The following is a 23035-nucleotide window of genomic DNA, read 5'->3' on the forward strand; positions in this document are numbered from 1 at the left end:
GCGACAGCCTGACCGCATGGCAGGTGCACGTCATCCCGTGCGGCCGGTCGACGACGTCTGGCTGGCGATGGACCAACCCGACAACCTGATGGTCGTCGAGGGCCTGATGGTCGTCGACGGTGAGCTCGACCGGGACACGTACGCCGAGCTGCTGCGCGAGCGCGTCGTCGACCGCTTCCCCCGGTTCCGGCAGCGGGCGACCCGGGCGCTGCTGCCCTGGCCCGGGCGGTGGTGGGAGGACGACCCCGACTTCGACCTCGACCGGCACGTCCACGAGGCGACGCTGGCGGCGCCGGGCGACGACGCCGTGCTGCAGGAGCACGTCTCGGGGTTCCTCTCCCGCGCCCTCGACCGGCAGCACCCGCCGTGGGAGGCGCACCTGCTGCACGGCTACCAGGGCGGCACGGCGATCTACACGCGGCTGCACCACGCGCTGGCCGACGGCACCGCCCTCTTCCGCGTGGTGCTGTCGCTCGCCGACGAGGACCCGGCCACTCCGGCTCCCACTGCGGGCGGCGGCTCGGCGCTGGTCAGGACCGCGCTCTCCACGCTGCGGGCACTGCCCGCCGCGGGGCGGCTGGTGACCGCGCCGGTGGTGGCCGAGCACCTGGTGGTCGCCCGGCGTCCGTCGTCCCCGCTCTCGGTCCCGCCGCACCACGCGAAGCGCGCCGTGTGGGCGGATCCCATCGACGTCGCCGACCTGCGCGCCCTGCGCCGCGCGACCGGGACCACGGTCACCGACGTGCTGATGTCCGCGCTGTCGGGGGCGCTGCGCCGCTGGCTGCTCACGCACGGCGCGGACCCGGCCGACGACCTGCCGACGATGGTGCCGGTCGACCTGCGCGGATCGGCGGCGCTGCGCCCCGACGACCTCGGCAACCAGTTCGCGCTGGTGCTCCTGGACCTGCCGGTCGCGGTCGACAGCGCGCTCGGCCGGCTCACCGAGACCGCGGCGCGGATGCGGGCGATCAAGGAGTCCCCCGAGGCGTGGGTGACCTTCGGACTGCTCGAGGCGATGGGGCTGATGCACCCGCGGGTCCGGGTGCTCGCCACCGACTTCTTCGCGCGGAAGGCCACCGGTGTCACCACCAGCGTGCGCGGGCCGGACCGGCCCCTGCACCTCGCCGGGCTGCCGATCACCCGGCTGTGGGGCTGGGCCCCGATGTCGGCCGACCAGACCGTGTCGACCTCGATCGTCGGGTACGCCGGCCAGGTCCACGTGGGCTTCAAGGTCGACGCCACCGCCGTACCCGACCCCGAGGTGCTGGTCGCGGGCCTGCAGGACGAGATCGCCGAGCTGACCAGGCTCGCGCCCTCCGCCGGGGGACGGCGATGACCCGCGCGGGGGAGGAGCTCCGGCACGTCGCCGGCTCGGCGTTCGGATGGACCCGCGCCGCGGTCGGCGCGCTCGACGCCGCGGTCGTCGACCAGCTCGACCACCTCCCGGCGCCGCTCGCCGCCGCCGGGCACCAGGCCCGCGAGCTGGTGACGGCCCTGGTCCGGATGCCGCTGCCGACCGCCGAGGTCCAGGCGCTGGTCGAGCAGCTGCACGCCCAGCGCCGCAGCATCCAGGCCATGGAGGCGCAGCTGGCCGCGCTGGACCACCAGCTGAAGCTGCTCGAGGACTCGCTCCACCCGGTCGAGGTGTGGGTGGGACAGGTCCAGTCCCTGCGCGACGCCGTGGGGCAGACCGAGCCGGCCTGACGGCGCTACCCTCCCCGCGTGGGCATGAAGCGGCTCCTGAACGCCGGCGTGCTGGCCGGCTGGCACTGGCTGGACCGGGCGGGGGAGATCACCCCGGGCACGCGCGCGGCCGCGCGGTTCGGCAGCTTCGGAGCGGGCACCTCGATCGGCTTCCCCGCCGCCACGCTGATGGGCACCCGGTCGATCCACCTCGGCAGCGGGACCATCGTCGGGCGGCAGGCGACGCTCGCAGTCGGCTACGGCCCCGACGACCCGAACCTGCCCGAGCGCGGCCTGGTCGTCGGGGACCGGTGCGTGCTCGGTGCGCGGGTCACGATCGTCGCGCACGCGTCGGTCGAGATCGGCGACGCGGTCTGGTTCGGCCAGGACGTGTTCGTGTCCGACGCGGGGCACGGCTACCAGGACCCCGACCTGCCGATCGGCCACCAGTTCGGCGGCCACGACCCGGTGCGGATCGGGTCCGGCTCCTGGCTCGGCCACGGGTCGATCGTGCTGCCCGGTGCGCAGATCGGCCGCAACGTCGTGGTCGCGGCCGGCTCGGTCGTCCGGGGCGTCGTGCCCGACCACAGCGTGGTCGGCGGCGCGCCCGCGAAGGTGCTGCGCCGCTACGAGCCCGGTGTCGGCTGGGTGAGCACGCGCGGCGACGTACGGCCCGTGGCGGTCGGGCACTTCGGCGGCGGCCTCACTGCAGCGACGACAGCACGCCCGCGACCAGGAAGCCCAGCACGGTGAGCAGGCCGGCGACCCGGCCCGCGCGCTCGTAGGACTCCGGGACCATCGAGTCGGCCAGCATCGTCAGCACGGCGCCGCCGGCGAAGGCGCTGGCCAGCTCACCGGCCCGGTTCAGCTCGTCGGCGATCAGGAAGCCCGCCATCGACACGACGCCGCACACGACGGTCAGCGAGGTCCACATCAGCGTGACCCGCCGCTCGCCGACGCCGGCGGCCCGCATGTCCACGGTCCCAGCCAGCCCCTCGGGGATGTTCGAGAGCAGCACCGCGGCCAGGAACGCCACGCTGATCGAGCCGCCGAGCGCGAGCCCGAGGCCGAGGATGAACGACTCCGGGATGCCATCGAGGAGCGCGCCGAGGAACAGGGCGACGCCGGAGCTGCCGCCACGGTCGACGAGCCGGGCACCGGCGTAGTAGACCAGCGCGCCGAGCAGGAAGGCGGCCCCCACCTCCCAGCCGAGCTCGAGGTTGACCTCGGGGATCAGCTCGTACCCGACCGCGCTGATCAGGGTCCCGGCGCCGAACGCCATCATCAGCCCGACGGTGCGCTTCGCCCGAGCGAGCGGCGACGCGAGCAGCTGGCCGACCAGCAGCGAGCCGGCGGCGAGCAGTCCCCAGAGCAGCGCGGCGATCATCGGGCCATCACAGGCGCCCCGGTACCTCGATGCCGCCGGTGTACACCGGCGAGTCCGTGCGGGAGAGCAGCTCGCGCCGCTCCTCGGGGCTGAGCGCCTCGACCTGGGCCCGGACGTCGGACGGGAAGCCGCTCACCTCGGGCGCCTCCGCGACCGGGACGATCGTGTGCACCACCCGGTCGGCGTACACGTGCACCATCGTCACCGCCTGGTGGCCGTCGACGCCGGACACGAACCGCTCCAGCGGCGCCGGGTCGGAGGTGTAGCAGGTCGCGGACGCGACCGAGACCGGGATGCCGGCGAAGGTCGAGTACGTCGAGTAGTGCAGGTGGCCGCCGAGGATGCACCGGACGTCGGTGCCGCGCAGGACGTCGGCGAGCCGGTCCTGGTCGAGCAGCTCGATGATCTCGGCGGCGCGCATCATCGGGACCGGGACCGGCGGGTGGTGCAGCGCGAGCAGCGTGCCGTGCGGCGCCGGTGTGCTGAGCACGTCTGCCAGCCAGTCGAGCTGGGCGCCGGTGAGCTCGCCGTGGTGGTACGCCGGGACGCTGGTGTCGAGCGAGACGATGCGGAGTCCGGCGACGTCGTGCACCCGGTCCTGGGTGGCGTCACCCTCCTCGCCGAACAGCTCGCGCGCGTACGCCGTCCGCTCGTCGTGGTTGCCCATCACCCAGACGACCTGGGCCCCCATCGCGGCCGCGGCCGGCTCGACGATCTCGCGGAGCCGCGCGTACGCCGCCGGCTCGGCCTTGTCGGCGAGGTCGCCGGTGAAAACCAGGGCCTGCGGCACGGGGTCGAGCCGCGCCAGGCGGGCCAGGGCCAGCTGCAGCCCCGCCTGGGTGTCGATGACGCCGTACTGCCGGGAGCCGGCGAGCAGGTGCGGGTCGCTCAGGTGGGCGACCACGTGACCGGGGTCGGGGTACTGGCCGTACTGCACGACTTCAGGCTAGCGACGGGCTCAGCTCGAAGACCGGGATCAGCCGGTCGGTCCGCTCCTCGTACCTGGCGAAGTTCGGCCAGGTCCGCAGCATCACCTGCCAGAGCGCCGCCCGCTCGTCGCCGTCGACCTCGCGGGCGGTGACCGGGATCCGCTCCCGGTGCCAGGTGATGGCGGCCGCGCCGGCCGCGCGCAGGTTGTGCACCCACACCGGCATGTCCGGTCCGCCGAAGTAGGAGCCGGCGATCAGCCAGGTCTCGCCGTGCGGCACGCACAGCAGCGGCGTGCTGCGTGGGATCCCGCTCTTGCGCCCGACGACGGTGAGCGTGAGGTTGGGCAGCCCGGCGACGTCGAGGATGCTGACCCGCCCACGGGTGAGCCGCTGGAGCCGCCGGTCGCACCAGACGATCTGGGGGAGCAGCTTCGGCATCCACGAGATCGCCCCGATCCGGATCGCGAGCGGTGTCAGCAGGCCCATGGGCGCAGTCTGTCCCGCTTCCGGGGTTTCCACGCGGGTGACGCGGGTCACTCTCCGTGCGAGGCTCAGTGACAGTTGGCGACGAAGATGGAGACAGAGATGCCCGACGGAGTCGAGATCACCGGACCGATGCACGCGCGGTTCGACGAGATCCTGACGGACCAGGCCCTGGAGCTGGTGGCGCTGCTGCACCGGGAGCTCAACCCGCGTCGCGAGGAGCTGCTCGCGCGGCGGCGCGAGCGGGTGCGCGCGATCGCCGACGGCGGCGGGCTGGGGTTCCTCGAGGAGACCCGGGCGATCCGGGAGGACGACTCGTGGCGGGTCGCGGACCCGGCGCCGGGGCTGGTCGACCGGCGGGTCGAGATCACCGGGCCGACCGACCGGAAGATGACGATCAACGCGTTGAACTCCGGCGCCAAGGTGTGGCTCGCCGACCACGAGGACGCGAACACCCCGTTGTGGGAGAACGTCGTCGGCGGCCAGCTCAACCTGCGCGACGCGATCACCGGCCAGATCGACTTCACCAGCCCCGAGGGCAAGGAGTACCACCTCAACGACGGCGAGCACGCGACGATCGTCGTGCGCCCCCGCGGCTGGCACCTGCCCGAGAAGCACATCGAGGTCGACGGGGAGCGCACCTCGGGCAGCCTCGTCGACTTCGCGCTCTACCTCGCGACCAGCGGGCAGCTGCAGATCGACCGGGGCCAGGGCCCGTACTTCTACCTGCCCAAGATGGAGTCGCACCTGGAGGCCCGGCTCTGGAACGACGCATTCGTGCTGGCGCAGGACTTCCTCGGCATCCCGCGCGGCACGATCCGCGCGACGGTGCTGATCGAGACCTACCCGGCGGCGTTCGAGATGGAGGAGATCCTCTACGAGCTGCGCGAGCACTCGGCGGGGCTGAACGCCGGACGCTGGGACTACATGTTCAGCGTGATCAAGTGCTTCCGCACCCGTGGCGACGACTGGGTGCTCCCCGACCGGAACTCGGTCACGATGACCGTCCCGTTCATGCGCGCCTACACCGAGCTGCTGGTCCGCACCTGCCACAAGCGCGGGGCGCAGGCGATCGGCGGCATGGCGGCGTTCATCCCGAGCAAGGACGAGAAGCAGAACGAGTTCGCCTTCGCGAAGCTCACCGAGGACAAGACCCGCGAGGCCAACGACGGGTTCGACGGCTCGTGGGTCGCTCACCCCGGCATGGTGGAGGCCTGCCGCGCGGCGTTCGACCAGGTCCTCGGCGACCGGCCCAACCAGCGCGACCGGCTGCGCGAGGACGTGCACGTCACCGCGGAGGACCTGCTGAACGTGCGGGACACGCCGGGCGACGCGACCGAGCAGGGCCTGCGCAACAACGTCGCGGTCGGGTTGCGCTACCTCGAGTCGTGGCTGCGCGGCTCGGGCGCCGTCGGCATCTTCAACCTGATGGAGGACGCGGCGACCGCGGAGATCTCGCGCAGCCAGGTGTGGCAGTGGCTGCACAACGGCCAGGTGCTCGCCGGCGGCGAGAAGGTCACCCGCGAGCTGGTCGAGGGGATGATCGAGGAGGAGCTCGCCAAGGCCCGCGAGGAGGCGGGCGGCCGGGAGTCGGAGTCGGGTCGCCGGTGGGACGACGCCCGCGCGCTCTACGCCGAGATGGCGCTCTCCGACGAGTACGCCGACTTCCTCACCCTCCCGGCCTACGAGCGGATGCCGTGACGGTGGAGGCCGTCGCCCGGCGGGCCCGCGAGGTCCTCCCGGCCGACGCGGTCATCGACGACCGGGCCCGGTTGCGGACCTACGAGTGCGACGGGCTCGCGCACTACCGCGTCGTCCCGGCGCTGGTGGTGCTCCCCGAGAACGCCGACCAGCTCGCGTCGATCGTGCGGGCCTGCGCCGAGCACCGGGTGCCGTTCGTCGCCCGCGGTTCGGGCACCGGCCTCTCGGGTGGCGCGCTGCCGCACGCCGAGGGCGTGCTGGTCGTGACGTCGAAGATGCGGACGATCACCGAGGTGCGCCCGGAGGACCAGCGGGCGGTCGTGGAGCCCGGCGTCGTCAACCTCGACGTGACCCGGGCCGCGACGCCGCACGGCTACTACTACGCGCCCGACCCGAGCAGCCAGCAGATCTGCTCGATCGGCGGGAACGTGGCGGAGAACTCCGGCGGCGCCCACTGCCTGAAGTACGGCTTCACCACCAACCACGTGCTCGGCGCGGACTTCGTGACCGCCGGCGGCGACGTCGTACCCCTCGGCGGGGCCGCGCCGGACGCGCCCGGCTACGACCTGCTCGGCGCGGTGATCGGGTCCGAGGGCACCCTGGGGATCGTCACGTCCGTGACCGTGCGCCTGACCCGGCTCCCCGAGGAGGTGCGCACCCTGCTGGTCGGCTTCGCGTCGACCGACGCCGCCGGCGAAGCGGTGTCGGCGATCATCGCCGCGGGGGTCGTGCCCGCGGCGATCGAGATGATGGACGCGCTCGCCATCGAGGCCGCCGAGGAGGCGGTGCACTGCGACTACCCGGAGGGCGCCGGCGCGGTGCTGGTCATCGAGCTCGACGGGCCGGCCGCGGAGGTCGCCGCGGAGTACGACGAGGTCGAGCGGCTGTGCCGCGAGAACGGGGCGTTCGAGCAGCGGCTGGCCACCGACCCCGTCGACCGGGCGCTGATCTGGAAGGGGCGCAAGTCGGCGTTCGCCGCCGTGGGCCGGATCAGCCCGGACTACATCGTCCAGGACGGCGTGATCCCGCGGACCGCGCTGCCGGAGGTGCTGCGCGCGATGGGGGAGCTGTCGGCCGAGCGCGGGGTCCGGGTCGCCAACGTCTTCCACGCCGGCGACGGCAACCTGCACCCGCTGGTGCTCTTCGACGAGTCCAGGCCGGGCGAGGCCGAGGCGGCCGAGGAGGTCAGCGGCGCGATCCTCGACCTGTGCATCCAGCACGGTGGCTCGATCACCGGCGAGCACGGCGTCGGCATGGACAAGGCGAAGTACCTGCCGCGGATGTACACCGACGAGGACCTCGACACCATGCAGCTGGTGCGTTGCGCGTTCGACCCGGACGGGATCTCCAACCCCGGCAAGGTGTTCCCGACGCCCCGGCTGTGCGGGGAGGTGCCCGGCAAGCACCAGGGTGTCCACCCCGCGCAGGCGGCCGGGCTGGCGGAGGTCTTCTGATGCAGGTCGCCTTCCCCTCGTCGACGGCGGAGGTGGCCGCCGTGCTGCGCGACGCGGCGGCGCAGCGGCTCCGGGTCGTCGCCCAGGGGCGCGGCACCAAGCGGACCTGGGGCCTGCCGGTCACCGCCGACCTGCTCGTGGACCTCGGCGGCATGGACCGGGTGCTCGACCACCAGGCGGGCGACCTGATCGTCGACGTGCAGGCCGGCGCCCGGCTGGCCGACGTGCAGGCGCACGTCGGCAAGGAGCGGCAGCGGCTCGCGCTCGACGAGACCGTGCCCGGGGCCACCGTCGGCGGCACCCTGGCCACCAACGCCTCCGGCCCGCAGCGGCTGCTGGCCGGGACCGCGCGCGACCTGCTCATCGGCGTCACCGTCGTGCGGGCCGACGGCGTGGTCGCCAAGGCCGGCGGCCGGGTGGTCAAGAACGTCGCGGGCTACGACCTCGGCAAGCTCGTCGTCGGCTCCTACGGCACCCTCGCGGTGATCACCGAGGCCGTCTTCCGGCTGCACCCCGAGCCCGAGGTGCGCCGGTGGGTCACGGTCGAGCCCGACGACCTCCACCACGCCGTGCACGCCGTGGTGCACTCGCAGGCCGTGCCCTGGGCGGTGGAGGTGGACGGGACGATGCTCTCGGTGCTGCTCGGGGGCCGGCCGGACGGCGTCGCGGCGCGGGTCGAGGCGATCCGCGCGCTCGTCGGAGGCACCGTCTCCGAGACCCCGCCGGACGGCTGGGGCACCTACCCCTGGCGGCCCGGCGACGTCGGCCTCAAGGTGACCTGCGTGCTGTCCGGGCTGCGCGAGGTGCTGGCCGCGCTGGCCGACGCCGGCGCCCGCGTCCGCGGGTCCGCGGGGACCGGCGTCCTGTACGCCGCACTCGACGTACCCGACGCGCTCCCGGCGCTCCGGGAGGTGGCCGCCCGCCACGGTGGCACGGTGGTGGTCGTGGACGCGCCCGACGACGTGAAGGCCTCGGTCGACGTGTGGGGGCCGGTGCCGGCGCTCGCGCTGATGCGCCGGGTCAAGGACCAGTTCGACCCGGAGCACCGGCTCGCGCCGGGCCGGTTCGTGGGAGGGATCTGATGGCCGACCTCGAGGCGAGGACCGAGCTCCTCGACGACTGCGTGCACTGCGGCTTCTGCCTGCCGACGTGTCCGACCTACGTGCTCTGGGGCGAGGAGATGGACAGCCCCCGCGGCCGGATCCAGCTGATGCAGCAGGCCCTCGAGGACGACGTGATCACCGACGCGATGGTCGGGCACTGGGACGCGTGCCTGGGCTGCATGGCGTGCGTGACCGCGTGCCCGTCCGGCGTGCAGTACGACCGGCTCATCGAGGACACCCGCGCCGAGGTCGAGCGCGTGCACCGGCGGTCGCCGGCCGACCGGGCGCTGCGCGGGCTGATCTTCGCGGTGTTCCCGCACCCGAAGCGGCTGCGGCTGCTCGCCGCCCCGCTCCGCGGCATCCAGCGCACGGGGCTCGACCGGGCCCTGCGGCGTACCGGGCTGCTGGAGCGGGTCGCCCCGTCGCTCGCCGCGATGGAGCGGCTCGCGCCCCGGCTGGCGAAGACCGAGCCGCTGCCCGAGCGGCTGCCGGCGACCGGGACCCGGCGGATGACCGTCGGCCTGCTGACCGGCTGCGTGCAGGGCGCGTTCTTCCCGGCCGTGAACGCCGCGACGGCGCGGGTGCTGCAGGCCGAGGGCTGCGACGTCGTGATCCCACCCGCGCAGGGGTGCTGCGGCGCGCTGTCGGTGCACAACGGGCGCGCCGAGGAGGCGCAGGGGTACGCGCGCAAGCTGATCCAGGTCTTCGAGGACACCGGCGTCGACCGGATCGTGGTCAACGCGGCCGGTTGTGGGTCCTCGATGAAGGAGTACGCCGAGCTGCTCGGCCCCGAGGCGCAGGCGTTCCAGGACAAGGTCCGCGACGTCAGCGAGGTGCTCGACGAGCTCGGCCCGGTCGCCGAGCGGCACCCGCTCGAGGTGACCGTGGCCTACCACGACGCCTGCCACCTCGGGCACGCGCAGGGCGTGCGGGCGGCGCCGCGCCGGCTGCTCGAGGGCATCCCCGGGCTCGAGCTGCGCGAGGTGGCCGAGCCCGAGCTGTGCTGCGGGTCGGCGGGCATCTACAACATCCTCCACCCCGAGCCCGCCCGCGAGCTCGGCGACCGCAAGGCCCGCAACATCGTGGCGACCGGCGCCGAGGTGCTGGTGACCGCCAACCCCGGCTGCCTCATGCAGGTGGCCACCGCGATCGAGCGCTCGGGCCACCCGATGCGGCTCGCTCACACCGTCGAGGTGCTCGACGCGTCCATCCGGGGCCGTGCGTTGTAGACCCCATCCATCTCGGGAGTTCAGATGTTCCAGCAAGACCTGGAGGCGGTCGGCGACTCGCTGGCCCTCAGCGCGTTGTGCGGCGCCATCCCGCTGCTGACGCTGTTCGTGCTGCTCGGCGGGCTGAAGGTGCGCGCCTGGGTGGCCGGCTTGGTGGCGCTCGTGGTCGCGCTCCTCGTCGCGGTGGTGCTCTTCGGGATGCCGGCCGGGCCGGCGCTGCTCGCGGGCAGCGAGGGTGCGGCGTTCGGGTTCTTCCCGATCCTGTGGATCGTCATCAACGCGATCTGGGTCTACAACCTGACGGTCGCGACCGGGCACTTCGACGTGCTGCGCCGGTCCTTCGAGAAGGTCAGCGCCGACCAGCGGATCCAGGCGATCATCATCGCCTTCTGCTTCGGCGCCCTGCTGGAGGCGCTGGCCGGGTTCGGGACGCCGGTGGCGATCACGGTCGTGATGCTGATGGCGCTCGGGTTCGAGCCGCTCAAGGCCGCGGCGGTGGCGCTGATCGCGAACACCGCGCCGGTCGCCTTCGGGGCGCTGGCCACCCCGATCGTCACCCTCGGCACGGTCACGAGCGGCGCGAGCGACGACCCGCGGTTGAACGTGGACACGCTCGGGGCGATGGTCGGGCGGCAGACCCCGATCCTCGCGGTGGTGGTGCCGCTGATCCTCGTGCTCGTCGTGGACGGCCGACGCGGGCTCCGCCGTACCTGGCTGCCGGCGCTCGCGTGCGGTGTCGCCTTCGGCGCGGCACAGTTCGTCGCCGCCAACTACATCTCGGTGCCGCTCGCCGACATCGTCGCGTCGCTGTTCGCCGCCCTCGTCGTCGTGCTCCTCCTCCAGGTCTGGTCGCCGAGCGAGGAGCTGCGCTCGACACCGGCCACCGGCGAGTCCCCCAGCGGCGGTGGGGGAGTGGCGGTCGCCGCGCCGCCGCAGGTCGACACCCGCAGCGAGGTGGTGAAGGCCTACGCGCCGTACGCCGTGATCATCGCGATCTTCTCGATCACGAACATCACCGCGGTGAAGGCGGCGCTGGCGGAGGAGCCGTGGACCTACCTCTTCTCCTGGCCCGGCCTCGAGGTGCTCAACCCGGCGGGCGACGCGGTCGCGACCACGACGTTCACGCTGAACTGGCTGCCCGCCGCCGGCACCCTGATGATCGTCGCGGGCATCGTCACCTCCGCGATCCTGCGGATCTCGCCGGCCACGGCGGCGCGCACCTACGTGCGGACGTACGTCGAGCTGCGGTCCGCGATCGTCACCGTGATGGCCGTCCTCGCGCTGGCCTACGTGATGAACCTGTCCGGGCAGACGTCGTCGCTCGCGGCCTGGCTGGCCGGCGCCGGCGGCGCCTTCGCGATCCTGTCGCCGATCCTGGGCTGGATCGGCGTCGCGGTCACGGGCTCGGACACGTCGTCGAACGCGCTGTTCGGCGGCCTCCAGGTGCAGACCGCGGCCAAGGCGGGCCTCGACCCGCTGCTGATGGCTGCCGCGAACTCGTCGGGTGGCGTGCTCGGCAAGATGGTCAGCCCGCAGAACCTCGCGATCGCCGCCGCCGCGGTCGGCATGGCCGGCCGCGAGGGCGACATCTTCCGCAAGGTGCTCTTCTGGAGCCTGGTGATGCTCGCGTTCATGTGCCTGGTCGTCGGGCTGCAGTCGACGCCGGTCCTGGGCTGGATGGTGCCGAGCTAGAACATCATCGAGCCGGCCGGAGGCACGTCCGTCCGCATCGCCCGCCACAGCTCGGCGGCCGCGCCGGGGCGTGCCTCCTGGGCCAGGCCGGCGCGGGCCAGCGCGGCGAGGTTGCCGCCGCCGAGGTACGCCGAGCCGAGCGCCTCGACCGGCAGCCGCAGGTCGGCGTCGGCGACGGTGCGCTCCGCGACGGCCGCACCGTCGGCGTCCGCACGGATCCGCCAGGTGCCGTCGTTCCACGGCGCGTGCCGGTCGGCGACCTCGACGACGACGTCGCAGGGTGCGCTCCAGGTGCGGGCCGCGAACGCCGCGGGCAGGTCGACGACGCGGACCCAGAGCCCGTCGTACGTCTCCACCCCCGCGGTGGCTCGCGGCCCACCCGCCCAGGCGACGACGAGGTCGTCGGCGCTGCCGCTGCGCAGCCGGACGCTCCCGATCAGGTCCAGGTCGACCAGTCGGCGCAGGAGGGCGAGGCGGACCGCGGGCTCGCCCACGAGGAAGTGGACCTCGACCGTGCCCGCCGGGCGGGCGTCGTCCCACTTCGGCGTGCGCCGGAACATCGCGAAGCCGGCGTCCCGGCCGTCCCGCCGCGCGAACAGGATCCGCCAGGGCTCCTTGTCGCGCAGCCACTCGGGGAACTGCAGGCAGACCCGCTCGTAGAACTCCGGAGCGCCGACGACCGCGCCGGCGTCGACCACGGCGCGGTGGCAGTCGTACATCCGGCGGGCCACGTCGGCGTCGGTGACCGTCGCCAACCGGGTGGTGACCGTGCCGGCCTGCTCCTCGAGTCCGGGTGCGGTCAGGGTGGTGCCGCGGGACAGCGTGACCGTCAGCTCGACCGACGCGAGCCCGTAGCCGTAGCGGCCGTAGATCGCCGGCTCGCTCGCGTGCAGGGCGGAGACGTGGGTGCCGGGGGTGTCCCGGACCTGCTCGAAGTGGTGCCGGAGCATCGCGGTGAGGACGCCGCGGCGCCGGTGGTCGGGGTGGACGCCGACCCAGGTGAGGCCCGCGCAGGGGACGAGCCGGTCGCCGGGCACGGCGAGCTCGAGCGGGTAGACGCCGTAGATCCCGGGGTACGCCGTCTCGTCGGCGCCGTCGACCTCGGCCGCGAAGCGCTGGTCCGCCGGCAGCCCGAGCAGCTGCGTCTCCGCCGGAGCCGCCAGCATCTCCTGGAACCAGACGACGGTGTCGGTGCGCAGGAAGCGCTCGGGGTCGGTGGCCGGGCCCACCTCGATGTCAGTCACGGACCAAGCCAACAACGTGGCCGTCGGGGCGGACAACCAGATTGTCGTGGGTGAGGAACTCACCGGAGGTCCGCCGGGCCGCCGCCCGGACGGTGTGGTCGGGGTGCAGCGCGCCGACCACGGGGTTCGGGTCGTCACCGTACCGGAAGGGGGCGTAGAGCTTGCCCGAGTCGATCTGCGCCTGCGCCGCGGGATCGGACAGCGCGCGCTCGAGCACCGCCCGTCGGTGTGCCCAGCCCTGCTCGGACTGCGGCACCAGGAAGTCCATCGTCCGGCTGGTGATCGCCAGGTTGTCGCGCGCGGCGGCCCGCCGCTCGCCGTCGTACTCGTCGACGACCCGCGGATCCGCCCAGCCGTGCAGCGCCCACGCGATCCGCCACGCGGCGTTCTCCGCGTCGGCGACACCGGAGTTGAGGCCGCGGGCGCCGAACGGCGCCATCAGGTGCGCGCAGTCGCCGGCGAGCAGCACGCGCCCCCGGCCCATGGTGGTGGCGCAGCGGGAGTGGAACCGGTAGACGGTCGCCCAGACGACCTCGTAGTCGCTGGCGCCGACGATCTGCCGGATCCGCCGGTCCAGGTCGCCGTTCGCCAGCTCGCGGTCGAGGTCGAACCCGGGCGCCACCTGCCAGTCGATGCGGTACGTCGAGTCCGGGCACGGGTGCATCAGGACCTGGCGGCCCGGGTTCCACTCGGGGTCGAAGTAGAAGCGGCGCTCGAGCTCGCGGTCGGGCAGGGCGCACCGGATGTCGCAGATGAGGAACCGGTCGCCGAAGCTGCGTCCCTCGAAGGTCGCGCCGACCGCGTCCCGGGCGACGTCGCCGTGCGCGCCGGCACACGCGACGACGTACGGCGTCTCGAGGGTGCCGTTCGTGGTCTCGACCGTCGCGCCGTCCTCGGTCTGGGTGATGCCGGTGACGGTCGTGCCCCACCGGACGTCGACGAGCGGCGCGTCCGCGATCCGCTCGTCGAGCAGCTGCTCGACCCGCGCCTGCCCGATGTTCACCCACGGCGGGAACGGGCTGGCGCTGGAGTCGGCGAACTCGACGTGGAACAGCTCGTGCCCGCGGTAGTAGGTCCGCGCCACCCGCCAGGTCACGCCCTCGTCCGCGATCGCCTTGCCCGCGCCGACGGTGTCCCAGATGTCCAGGGTCTCCCGCTGCTGGCAGATCGAGCGCGAGCCGACCACCTCGCGACGCTCCTGCGCGTCGACGACCACGGTCGGGATCTCCCACCGGGCCAGCAGCAGCGCTGCCGTCTGCCCCACCGGCCCGTTCCCGACGACCACCACGGGCGGCCCGCCGTACATGGGGGCAGCGTAGACCCGATCGGCGGGTGCTGGTCGAGGTTCGTCGAGGCCCCGTTGGTCGAGCTCGTCGAGACCTCGGGAGCCGATCCCGTTGGTCGAGCTCGTCGAGACCCCGGAAGCCGGCTGACTGCCGGCGTCTTGCGGGTTGCTGGGGGTTGCGACCGCGATGGCAGCGAACGGGGGCGGTGGGTGGGTGGTTGCGGTCGGCTGCCGGCTCCCTGGCCGCCACTTTCGGGTCGTGTGCCTGAGAACGCGCTATAGCGCGTTCTCAGGCACACGACCCTGCAATCACACCGTCATGTCCAGTGCTCAGAACGGCGGGCCGCACGGCGGCATCGGGCAGCTCAGTGCGGAGACGTCGGCGCGACCGCTCGCCCCCAGTCACGAGCGTGCTGGTCGATGTATTCCGCCGTCGCGAGCCAGTGCGGGCCGTGGCCGTCGACGTACAGCGATCCCCACGGCTCACGGCCGGTCTCGTGCGATCGCTTCAGCAGGTCGTGCATCGCTGCAGCCCGCTGGACCATGGCCGCCGGTAGCGCAGACCGCAGGGCGGGATCGGCCCGGTATCCGTCCAGGAGAGCGGTGAGTCGGGCCGCCGAGGCCTGGGCGTCCGCGTCGGGGAAGAGGTGACCGAAAGCGATCGCTGCATAGGCGAGGTCCCACAGCCGCGTCGAGGGCCCCGCGCCGTCCCAGTCGATGAAGACGAGCCGGTCGCCGTCGATGACCAGGTTCCAGGGGGCCAGGTCGTTGTGGCACAGCAGGTCCGGTTGCTCGGCTGGGAGCAGCACGTCCCAGCCGTCCGGGATCGGGAGGCCGGCGCTGGCGTCATGGATGGACCGCACCAGCGCCCCTACGGCCTGGACCACCTCGACGTCCACGGGTGCGTCGTCCATCGCGAGGACGCCGGGGACGAAGTCGAGGGTCAGCCGGCCTTGCTCGTCGCGCCCGTGGGGCTCTGGGACGTCGATGCCCCGCTGCCGCAGCGCGCGCAGGTACGCCACCGTGTGCTCAGTCGTCGCGAGCCACGGCTTTCGCACCGTGTTGCCGACCCGCACGACAGCGGCTGCCGAGTTGCCTCCTGCCAGGCGTTCTTCGGCGCCTGCGCCAGAGTCCATGCCGTCACGGTACGGGCTCGAATGCGCCCGTTCGTCAGCCGCGGGCGGGCTCGACCCGGCCGGTGACGTCGCCGAGCGCGATCCGGCCGCCGCCGGTGCCCGGTGCGGTGTACCGCAGCGTGACCTCGTCGCCGTCGGCGAGGAACGCGGTCTCCTCGCCCCAGCCGATCTCCAGCAGCGAGCCGCGCTGGTCGGGCTCGGGGCCGCTGATGGTGCCGGACCCGTACAGGTCGCCGGTGCGCACCGAGGCGCCGTTGACGGTGAGGTGGGCGAGCATCTGGGCGGGGGACCAGTACATCGTCCGGTACGGCGGCCGGCTGATCACGTCGCCGTTCACGACGATCTCGACGTCGATGTCGAGCCCCTTGGTCTCGCCGGGACCGAGGTAGGGCAACGGCTCGGGGTCCTGGCCGGGCAGGTCCACCCAGGCCGCGTCGAGCGCCTCGATCGGCGTCACCCAGGGCGAGACCGAGGTGGCGAACGACTTGCCGAGGAACGGCCCGAGCGGCACGTACTCCCAGGCCTGGATGTCGCGCGCGGACCAGTCGTTGAGGCCGACCACGCCGAAGACGTGGTCGGCGAACGCGTGGTAGGGCACCGGGGTGCCGAGCTCGGAGGCGGTGCCGACGACGAAGCCCAGCTCCGCCTCGACATCGAGCCGTGCCGAGGGGCCGAACCCGCCGCCGGGGCGCTGGCCGGTCGGACGGACGACGGGCGTGCCGGACGCGACGACGGTGCCGGCGCGGCCGTGGTAGCCGACCGGGAGGTGCTTCCAGTTCGGCAGCAGCGCCTCGCCGTCGGGCCGGAAGATCCGGCCGACGTTCGTGGCGTGGTGCTCGGAGGCGTAGAAGTCGACGTAGTCGGCGACCTCGACCGGCAGGTGGAGGGTGACGTCGGTGAGCGGGACGAGGTGCGGCTCGACCAGGTCGCGTTCCGGATCCTCGGTGAGCAGGCCGGTCACCCAGCGCCGCACGGACTCCCGGACGGTGCGGCCCTCGGCCATCAGCGCGTTGAGCGAGCGCTCCTCGAACACGTGGTGCACGTCCAGCATCTCGGCCGCCGCGACCGGCGCGAGGTCGAGGACGAAGTCGCCGACCCGCACGCCGACCCGCGGCTCCTCGCCGGGCTGCGAGAACACGCCGTACGGCAGGTTGTCGACGTCGAAGTGGGAGCCGGCGGCTCCGGGGACCCAGGTCGTCAGGGGAGTCTTCACGGCTTCTCCAGCAGTCCGAGGGCGATCAGGTCGTCGAGCGGCTCGGTCACCGAGCACGAGCCGAACGACGTGAACCACCGTCGTGCCCGATCCAGCTCGTCGGCATCCCCCAGCAGCAGCGCAGCGTCCCGCTCCTCCAGGATCGCCGCGACGTCGGCCACGGGTGCGCCGTCGAAGGCCCGCCGGGTCGCGACCAGCACGTTGAGGAAGCCGTGGTGCTCGAAGCCGTCGGCACCGGTGTGCCGGACGGCGCGGTGCAGGCCCGCCGTGCACTTGAACGGCGTCTCGCGGTCCAGCGCGGCGTCGATCCAGCGGGCCAGGGTGCCCGCGGTCGGGAAGGCGGCCGCCTCCAGCCCGCCGGTGCGGAGCTTGAGCCGGAACTCATGCGCGGCGACCTCGTCGGCGGCCGCCAGCCAGGACGGCTCCGAGGAGGACGCGGGGATCTCCACGAACACCGGCACGTGGTCGTCGAGCCGGCCGTCGGCGCGCGCGGCGTCGACCGCCGCGGCCACCCGGCGCGCGGCTCCGGCCGGGTCGGCGGGGTCGCGGAGCGCGACCTCGAGACCCTCGACCGCGATGTGCAGCTTGCGGGCCAGCGCCGCCGTGCCGGCGATGTTGCCGGCGCCGCCGGTGACGACGACCGACAGCGCGAGCGGCGTGGCCTTCAGGTCCGGCAGGTCGGTGTCGCGGGCCACGAAGGTGCCCACCAGGTCGGCGTACGGCGCCGCCCGACGGGCCTGGTGCGCGGCCGCGGCGGCGGCCAGCGGCACGTCGCCGGGCGGGAAGATCGCGGCGTCGTCGACGAGGCCCCGCCACCGCGGCGGGAGCGGTTCCGTTGACACGCTGGCTACTCTAACCATGAGGCAGATAGCGGACGAAGGTGTTCGATAGCCGAACGGAGGCCACGATGGCGCACTACCGGCGGGTCGGCGAGGTGCCCCCGAAGCGGCACACCCAGTTCCGGGACGGCGCGGGGCGGCTCTACTACGAGGAGCTGATGGGCGAGGAGGGGTTCTCGTCCGACTCCTCGCTCCTCTACCACCGCGGCGTCCCGTCAGCGATCGTCGCGAGCGAGGTCTGGGAGCTCCCCGACCAGAGCCGCACCCCCAACCACCCGCTCAAGCCCCGCCACCTCCGGCTGCACGACCTCGAGACCGGCACCGACCCGGTCACCGACCGACGCCTGGTGCTCGGCAACAACGACGTCCGCATCGGGTACGTCGTGACCGGGACCGAGGCGTCGCCGTACTACCGCAACGCCATCGGCGACGAGTGCGTGTTCGTCGAGAGCGGCACCGGGGTCGTCGAGACCGTCTTCGGCGTGGTCGGCTACCGCGCCGGCGACTACGTCGTGATCCCGCGCGCCACCACGCACCGCTGGGTCCCGGCCGAGCCGAGCCGGCTCTACCCGATCGAGGCGAACAGCCACATCGCGCCGCCGAAGCGCTACCTCTCCCGCTACGGCCAGCTGCTCGAGCACGCGCCGTACTGCGAGCGCGACCTCTACGGGCCCGAGCAGCCGTTCACGGTCTCCCCGGAGTCCGGGGGCGGCGAGGGCGTCGAGGTGCTGGTCAAGCACCGGACCAGCGCCGGCGTCGTCGGCACCCGGATGACCTACGCCACCCACCCGTTCGACGTGGTCGGCTGGGACGGCTGCCTCTACCCCTACACGCTCAACCTCGAGGACTACATGCCGATCACCGGCAAGATCCACCAGCCGCCGCCGGTGCACCAGGTCTTCGAGGGCTGGAACTTCGTGATCTGCAACTTCCTGCCCCGCAAGGTGGACTACCACCCGCTGGCGATCCCGGTGCCGTACTACCACTCGAACGTCGACAGCGACGAGGTGATGTTCTACGTCGCCGGCGACTACGAGGCACGCAAGGGCTCGGGCATCGGGCTCGGCTCGATCTCGCTGCACCCCGGCGGCTACGCCCACGGCCCGCAGCCGTCGGCGATCGAGGCCTCCCTGGGTGCCGAGTACTTCGAGGAGACCGCGGTGATGGTCGACACCTTCGCCCCGCTCGACCTCGGCGAGGGCGCGCTCGCCGTCGAGGACGACGCCTACGCGTGGACCTGGAGCCGCAGCACCCCCGCCGGGGGATAGTGGGGGCATGGAGACGCGCAGGCTCGGCCGGCTGGAGCACCGGAGCTCGGTGCTGATCTACGGCGCCGCGGCGCTGTCCGACGTCACCCAGGACGTCGCCGACCGGGCCATCCAGGACGCCCTCGACGGCGGGATCAACCACCTCGACGTGGCCGCGGACTACGGCGACGCCGAGCTGCGGCTGGGCCCCTGGATGCCGGAGATCCGCGACCGGGTCTTCCTGGCGACCAAGACCGGCCGGCGGGACCGGGAGTCCGCGTGGCGCGAGATCAACGCCTCGCTCGAACGACTGCAGACCGGCCGGGTCGACCTGCTCCAGCTGCACGCCGTCGGCGACCTCGCCGAGCTGGACCGGGCGGTCGGCCCGGGCGGCGCGCTCGAGGCCGCGCTGCGCGCCCAGGACGAGGGACTGGTCGGCGCGGTGGGGATCACCGGCCACGGCGACCAGGCGCCGGCGACCCACCTCGAGGCGCTGCGGCGGCACCCGTTCGCGACCGTGCTCACGCCGCTCAACCCCGTGCTCTGGCGCGACGAGCGCTACCGGGCTGACTACCAGGCGCTCGTCGCGGAGGTACGCCGCCAGGACGCCGGCCTGATGACGATCAAGACCGTCGCCCGGCGCAACTGGCTGCCGGACGCGGAGCGTGACCGCACCACCTGGTACGAGCCGTACGAGGACCAGGCGCGCATCACCGCCGCGGTGTCCTGGGTGCTGGCCCACGACGAGGTCACCGGCCTCGCCACCGCCGGCGACGTGGGCCTGCTCGGCCTCCTGCTGGAGGCCGAGCAGCGCCGGATCGATCCGGCCGAGGCGGAGCGCCGGCTGGCCGCCGACGCCGAGTACGCCTCGCCGTTCGTCGCGATGCCGTTCTGAGGCGTCCGGTCAGCCGATCTTGACCACCCGGGTGCCACCGGCGAAGCGGTCGTGCCAGCCCTGCCGGTTGACGGGGTCGCTGCTGATGTTCACCGCGATCATGATCACCGCGACCAGGCTGGCGAGGCCACCGATGAGCGAGCCGACGATCGGCACCACCCCGGCGATCCCGAACGCCGTCCAGATGTTGCGGCGCAGCGCCTGCTCCTGGGTCGGCAGCGACGTGCCGTCCGGCCCGAAGACCCGGAGCTTGAGCACCTGCTTGCCGATCGTCGCGCCCCGGCTCGACTCGAGGATCGTGAAGTACGCCAGGTAGCCGACCGAGCTGATCACCGCGGTGAGGAACCAGTAGAGGTAGCCGTTGAAGACCGCGCTGATCACCCCGGCGACGATCCCGAACGTGACGCCGAGGATGACGCCGTCGATCAGCCGGGCGAGGAACCGCTCGAGCAGCTCGCCCGGGCGGGGCACGCCCGGCGGGGCCGGCGGGGGCGGGAAGGACTGCGGTTGGTCGGGGGGCGGGGGAGCGTTGCCGGACATGGGACCTCCTCGATGCGACGGGCACTCGCAAGGTAGCGCCGCACGACGGGCTCCGACAGGGGCGAACGGACTATTGCCGCTCGGCGCAGAATGGCCTCGTGAGCAACCTGGAGGACCGCCCGGACGAGGTCACCGCGGAGGGCGCCGTGACCGCCGGCGTGGAGATCATGACGCCGCGCGACGTGCCGCTCGGCGGCCCGCGCGCGATGCGGGTGCGCCGGACGCTCCCGCAGCGGCACCGGTCGCTGATCGGCGCCTGGTGCTTCGTCGACCACTACGGCCCGGACGACGTCGCCGACACGGGCGGCATGCGGGTCCCGCCGCACCCCCACACCGGCCTGCAGACGGTGAGCTGGCTGTTCACCGGGGAGGTCGAGCACCGCGACAGCGCCGGCCACCACGCGATGGTGCGTCCCGGCGAGGTGAACCTGATGACCGCCGGCCGCGGCATCAGCCACTCCGAGGTGTCGACCCCGGCGACCACGACGCTGCACGGCGCCCAGCTCTGGGTGGCGCTCCCCGACCGGGACCGCCACACCGACCCGGGCTTCGCCCACCACGTGCCCACCCCGGTGACCGGGCCCGGCTGGGAGGGGCGGGTGTTCCTGGGCTCGCTGCTCGGCGACACCTCGCCCGTGCCGACCTACACCCCGCTGCTCGGCGCCGAGCTGCTGCTCGGTCCGGGGACCACCCTGGACCTCGAGGTCGACCCCACCTTCGAGCACGGGGTGCTCGTCGACACCGGGGTGCTCGGCGTCGCCGGCGTCGACACGAAGCCGAGCGACCTCGCCTACGTCCCGCCGGGCCGGGACACGGTCACGCTGACGTCGTACGACGAGCCCGTGCGGCTGCTGCTGCTCGGCGGCCCGCCGTTCGGCGAGGCGATCGTGATGTGGTGGAACATCGTGGCGCGCACGCACGAGGAGGTCGTCGACTGGCGGGACCGGTGGCAGGCGCAGGTCACCGACGCCGGCCTGGTCGACGGGTGGTTCGGGATCCCGGTCGGCGACGAGCTGCCGCCGATCCCGGCGCCGCCGCTGCCGAACGCGCGGCTGCGGGAACGGCGCTGAGGGTCACCGGGTCAGCGTCCCCTGGATCGCACCCGCCGGGTACGTCGGGTTGTGCACGTTGAAGTAGTACCGCTCGGGGTGTGCGAGCAGCTTCTTGATCACGCGCTTCGAGACGCCGGTGCGGCACTTCGAGCCGCCCGTGACCGCGCCGGACAGGTCGACGACGATGCCGCCGTCGGATGTCCGGTGGATGTGCGCGGAGTCGGGCTGCTCGATGTTCTGCCAGGTGACGGTGGCACAGACCTTCTTGCGGGCCTTGTTGAGCGTGAAGTGGGCCTCGCCCGACCCGTCCGGGTCGCCGCTGGGCCGGAGCGTGGCCTCCAGCCGCTGGACGGAGGCCCGGGGGGCGGGGGAGGCATCGGTGGGAGCGCTGACGAGGGTGCCCGCGGCCGTCAGCGCGAGGCCGCTGACGACGGCGAGGACCCGGTGCGTGGAGGTCGACATGCCCTCGACACGGTTCCCGGCCCGCGGTGGTTCACCCGGTGTCGGCGTTCTCATGAAGGATGTCGGCATGGGACCGGTGACAGGCGAGGACGGCGTCGCCCGCTGCCCGTGGGCCGGCGGCCCCGGCGTGATGCGCGACTACCACGACACCGAGTGGGGCAACCGGGTGAGCGGGGAGTCCGCGTACCTCGAGCGGCTCACGCTGGAGGCGTTCCAGTCCGGGCTGTCCTGGTCGACGATCCTCCACAAGCGGCCGGCGTTCCGCGAGGTGTTCCACGGCTTCGACGCGGACGCGATCGCCGCCTTCGGCCCGCCGGACGTCGAGCGGCTGATGCAGGAGCCGCGGATCGTGCGCAACCGGCTCAAGATCGAGGCCGCGGTCACCAACGCGCGGGCCACGGTCGCGCTCCGCGAGGAGGACGGGCTCGAGGCCTTCGTGCTCTCGTTCGCGCCGGACCGGCCGCCGACCGAGCACGCGACCACGTCCGCCGAGTCGGTCGCGCTCTCGAAGGGCCTGAAGAAGCGCGGGTTCGCGTTCGTCGGGCCGACCACGATGTACGCCTTGATGGAGGCGATCGGGGTCTTCGACCCGCACGTCGTGGGCTGCTTCAGGAGAGGAAGCTGAGGATCGACGCCGCGACCTTCTCGGGCTGCTCGAGCTGGAGGAAGTGCCCGGCGCCGCCGACGGTCGTCGCCCCGGCGACCCGGGCCACGCCGGCCTCCAGGCAGCGGTCGTCGGCTCCGTGCAGGACCAGCAGCGGCCGCACCGGCTCGGCCAGCGCGGGCGCGATGCCGGTGCCGAGCAGCGCGCGGTAGTAGGAGACGACGGCCCGGGCGTGCGCCCGGTCCGGTACGGCGTCGCGCAGGTGCGCGAGGTCCTCGGCGGCGTCGTACCCCGGCGACCAGGACCGCCACAGCCGGGCCGCCAGCCAGGGGAACCGGCGCTCGGCCAGGCCCGGCACCTGGTTGAACGCGAGGTACCAGGAGTGCCACGGCTGCCGCGCCATCGCCGCGGCCCAGGTGGTGGCCGTGCGGAGCGACGGGCTCATCGCGGGGAACGGCGGCACCGCCAGCGACACGTGCTTGGCGTACGGCGACGCCGCGTCGCCCGCGACCGCGTTGGTCGTGATCGCGCCCCAGTCGTGGCCGAGCAGCACCGACCGCGCGTCGCCGTGCAGCAGCTCGTGGAACGCCACCGCGTCACCGGCCAGTGCCCGCACCGAGTAGTCGCCGTCGTCCGGGATGCCGGACGGCGCGTACCCCCGCGAGTACGGCGCCGCGACCCGCCAGCCGGCGCCGGCCAGCAGCGGCGCGAGCCGGCGCCAGGTCAGGGCGGTGTCGGGGAAGCCGTGCAGCGCCACCACGAGCGGCCCGTCCTCCGGCCCCCACTCGAGGACCCGCACTACGTGGGTGGGCAGGGCGACGTCGTACCGCCGGTCGGGGAGGGTGCGCACACCTCAG

General features: G+C 73.5%; 23 protein-coding genes. 12 read left to right on the plus strand and 11 right to left on the minus strand.

The genetic code is table 11. From position 1 onward, the window contains the following. The first annotated feature begins 16 nt into the window (after nucleotides 1–16). The 3 genes from ABD086_RS07990 to ABD086_RS08000 are packed head-to-tail and all read left to right on the plus strand — an operon-like array spanning nucleotide 17 to nucleotide 2436. Nucleotides 17–1336, plus strand: a complete 1320-nt coding sequence (locus tag ABD086_RS07990) for a wax ester/triacylglycerol synthase family O-acyltransferase (protein WP_343906958.1) — start codon at nucleotides 17–19, stop codon at nucleotides 1334–1336. Next, nucleotides 1333–1704: a hypothetical protein gene (locus tag ABD086_RS07995; RefSeq protein ID WP_343906959.1), complete on the plus strand. Its 372-nt coding sequence runs from the start codon at nucleotides 1333–1335 to the stop codon at nucleotides 1702–1704. The genes ABD086_RS07990 and ABD086_RS07995 overlap by 4 nt, the downstream gene beginning before the upstream one ends. Before the next feature lie 24 nt (nucleotides 1705–1728). Continuing rightward, nucleotides 1729–2436 carry an acyltransferase gene (locus ABD086_RS08000; RefSeq protein ID WP_343907382.1) on the plus strand — a complete coding sequence of 236 codons (708 nt, stop codon included), beginning with the start codon at nucleotides 1729–1731 and terminating at the stop codon, nucleotides 2434–2436. Here ABD086_RS08000 and ABD086_RS08005 read toward each other — a convergent pair. The 3 genes from ABD086_RS08005 to ABD086_RS08015 are packed head-to-tail and all read right to left on the minus strand — an operon-like array spanning nucleotide 2387 to nucleotide 4485. Further along, nucleotides 2387–3070 carry a ZIP family metal transporter gene (locus ABD086_RS08005; protein ID WP_343906960.1) on the minus strand — a complete coding sequence of 228 codons (684 nt, stop codon included), beginning with the start codon at nucleotides 3068–3070 and terminating at the stop codon, nucleotides 2387–2389. The two genes, ABD086_RS08000 and ABD086_RS08005, sit on opposite strands and share 50 nt — an antisense overlap. A 7-nt stretch (nucleotides 3071–3077) precedes the next feature. Next, a complete protein-coding gene (locus ABD086_RS08010) occupies nucleotides 3078–4007 on the minus strand; it encodes a metallophosphoesterase (RefSeq protein ID WP_343906961.1) in 930 nt (309 codons plus the stop codon). 4 nt (nucleotides 4008–4011) lie between these two features. Beyond that, nucleotides 4012–4485: a nitroreductase family deazaflavin-dependent oxidoreductase gene (locus ABD086_RS08015; RefSeq protein WP_343906962.1), complete on the minus strand. Its 474-nt coding sequence runs from the start codon at nucleotides 4483–4485 to the stop codon at nucleotides 4012–4014. Between the two features lie 99 nt (nucleotides 4486–4584). Here ABD086_RS08015 and aceB point away from each other — a divergent pair, with 99 nt between their 5' ends. From aceB to ABD086_RS08040, 5 genes are read left to right on the plus strand one after another with little or no spacing between them, the layout of a single operon-like run. Next, nucleotides 4585–6183 (plus strand): malate synthase A, encoded by a 1599-nt coding sequence (aceB, locus tag ABD086_RS08020; protein WP_343906963.1) that lies wholly within the window; start codon nucleotides 4585–4587, stop codon nucleotides 6181–6183. After that, the gene (locus ABD086_RS08025; RefSeq protein ID WP_343906964.1) at nucleotides 6180–7637 is read left to right on the plus strand and encodes an FAD-linked oxidase C-terminal domain-containing protein; all 1458 of its coding nucleotides are present in this window, start codon (nucleotides 6180–6182) and stop codon (nucleotides 7635–7637) included. The genes aceB and ABD086_RS08025 overlap by 4 nt, the downstream gene beginning before the upstream one ends. Beyond that, a complete protein-coding gene (locus tag ABD086_RS08030; protein ID WP_343906965.1) occupies nucleotides 7637–8719 on the plus strand; it encodes an FAD-binding oxidoreductase in 1083 nt (360 codons plus the stop codon). The genes ABD086_RS08025 and ABD086_RS08030 overlap by 1 nt, the downstream gene beginning before the upstream one ends. Further along, a complete protein-coding gene (locus ABD086_RS08035) occupies nucleotides 8719–9969 on the plus strand; it encodes a (Fe-S)-binding protein (RefSeq protein ID WP_343906966.1) in 1251 nt (416 codons plus the stop codon). Before ABD086_RS08030 ends, ABD086_RS08035 begins: the two co-directional genes overlap by 1 nt. A 24-nt stretch (nucleotides 9970–9993) precedes the next feature. Continuing rightward, nucleotides 9994–11661, plus strand: a complete 1668-nt coding sequence (locus tag ABD086_RS08040) for an L-lactate permease (RefSeq protein WP_343906967.1) — start codon at nucleotides 9994–9996, stop codon at nucleotides 11659–11661. Here ABD086_RS08040 and ABD086_RS08045 read toward each other — a convergent pair. From ABD086_RS08045 to ABD086_RS08065, 5 genes are all read right to left on the minus strand, one after another. Next, nucleotides 11658–12905, minus strand: a complete 1248-nt coding sequence (locus ABD086_RS08045; RefSeq protein ID WP_343906968.1) for a GNAT family N-acetyltransferase — start codon at nucleotides 12903–12905, stop codon at nucleotides 11658–11660. The two genes, ABD086_RS08040 and ABD086_RS08045, sit on opposite strands and share 4 nt — an antisense overlap. Continuing rightward, entirely contained in the window at nucleotides 12898–14211 is a 1314-nt protein-coding gene (locus ABD086_RS08050) for an FAD-dependent monooxygenase (protein WP_343906969.1), read from the minus strand. Before ABD086_RS08050 ends, ABD086_RS08045 begins: the two co-directional genes overlap by 8 nt. Nucleotides 14212–14555: 344 nt before the next feature. After that, nucleotides 14556–15326, minus strand: a complete 771-nt coding sequence (locus ABD086_RS08055) for a phosphotransferase (RefSeq protein WP_343906970.1) — start codon at nucleotides 15324–15326, stop codon at nucleotides 14556–14558. Nucleotides 15327–15360: 34 nt separating this feature from the next. Further along, nucleotides 15361–16539 (minus strand): fumarylacetoacetase, encoded by a 1179-nt coding sequence (gene fahA, locus ABD086_RS08060; protein WP_343906971.1) that lies wholly within the window; start codon nucleotides 16537–16539, stop codon nucleotides 15361–15363. Beyond that, a complete protein-coding gene (locus ABD086_RS08065) occupies nucleotides 16536–17381 on the minus strand; it encodes a hypothetical protein (RefSeq protein WP_343906972.1) in 846 nt (281 codons plus the stop codon). The genes fahA and ABD086_RS08065 overlap by 4 nt, the downstream gene beginning before the upstream one ends. Nucleotides 17382–17446: 65 nt before the next feature. On the opposite strand from ABD086_RS08065, the gene ABD086_RS08070 reads away from it, so the two are divergent. Both ABD086_RS08070 and ABD086_RS08075 read left to right on the plus strand, forming a co-directional pair. Then, the gene (locus ABD086_RS08070; protein WP_343907383.1) at nucleotides 17447–18646 is read left to right on the plus strand and encodes a homogentisate 1,2-dioxygenase; all 1200 of its coding nucleotides are present in this window, start codon (nucleotides 17447–17449) and stop codon (nucleotides 18644–18646) included. 7 nt (nucleotides 18647–18653) lie between these two features. Continuing rightward, nucleotides 18654–19520, plus strand: a complete 867-nt coding sequence (locus ABD086_RS08075) for an aldo/keto reductase (RefSeq protein WP_343906973.1) — start codon at nucleotides 18654–18656, stop codon at nucleotides 19518–19520. Nucleotides 19521–19529: 9 nt separating this feature from the next. On the opposite strand, the gene ABD086_RS08080 is transcribed toward ABD086_RS08075, so the two are convergent. Beyond that, nucleotides 19530–20060 carry an RDD family protein gene (locus ABD086_RS08080; protein ID WP_343906974.1) on the minus strand — a complete coding sequence of 177 codons (531 nt, stop codon included), beginning with the start codon at nucleotides 20058–20060 and terminating at the stop codon, nucleotides 19530–19532. A gap of 98 nt (nucleotides 20061–20158) precedes the next feature. On the opposite strand from ABD086_RS08080, the gene ABD086_RS08085 reads away from it, so the two are divergent. Then, nucleotides 20159–21130 carry a pirin family protein gene (locus tag ABD086_RS08085; protein WP_343906975.1) on the plus strand — a complete coding sequence of 324 codons (972 nt, stop codon included), beginning with the start codon at nucleotides 20159–20161 and terminating at the stop codon, nucleotides 21128–21130. Nucleotides 21131–21133: 3 nt separating this feature from the next. Here the strand turns inward: ABD086_RS08085 and ABD086_RS08090 are convergent, their stop codons facing one another. Next, on the minus strand, nucleotides 21134–21574 hold the full coding sequence (locus tag ABD086_RS08090; protein WP_343906976.1) for a CHRD domain-containing protein: 441 nt from the start codon (nucleotides 21572–21574) through the stop codon (nucleotides 21134–21136). A 67-nt stretch (nucleotides 21575–21641) separates the two neighbouring features. On the opposite strand from ABD086_RS08090, the gene ABD086_RS08095 reads away from it, so the two are divergent. Further along, entirely contained in the window at nucleotides 21642–22199 is a 558-nt protein-coding gene (locus ABD086_RS08095; RefSeq protein ID WP_343906977.1) for a DNA-3-methyladenine glycosylase I, read from the plus strand. Here ABD086_RS08095 and ABD086_RS08100 read toward each other — a convergent pair. Next, nucleotides 22183–23028: an alpha/beta fold hydrolase gene (locus tag ABD086_RS08100; protein ID WP_343906978.1), complete on the minus strand. Its 846-nt coding sequence runs from the start codon at nucleotides 23026–23028 to the stop codon at nucleotides 22183–22185. The two genes, ABD086_RS08095 and ABD086_RS08100, sit on opposite strands and share 17 nt — an antisense overlap. Between the last annotated feature and the right edge of the window lie 7 nt (nucleotides 23029–23035).

The sequence above is a fragment of the Nocardioides aquiterrae genome, from assembly GCF_039526625.1.
In the GTDB taxonomy this organism is placed as follows: domain Bacteria; phylum Actinomycetota; class Actinomycetes; order Propionibacteriales; family Nocardioidaceae; genus Nocardioides; species Nocardioides aquiterrae.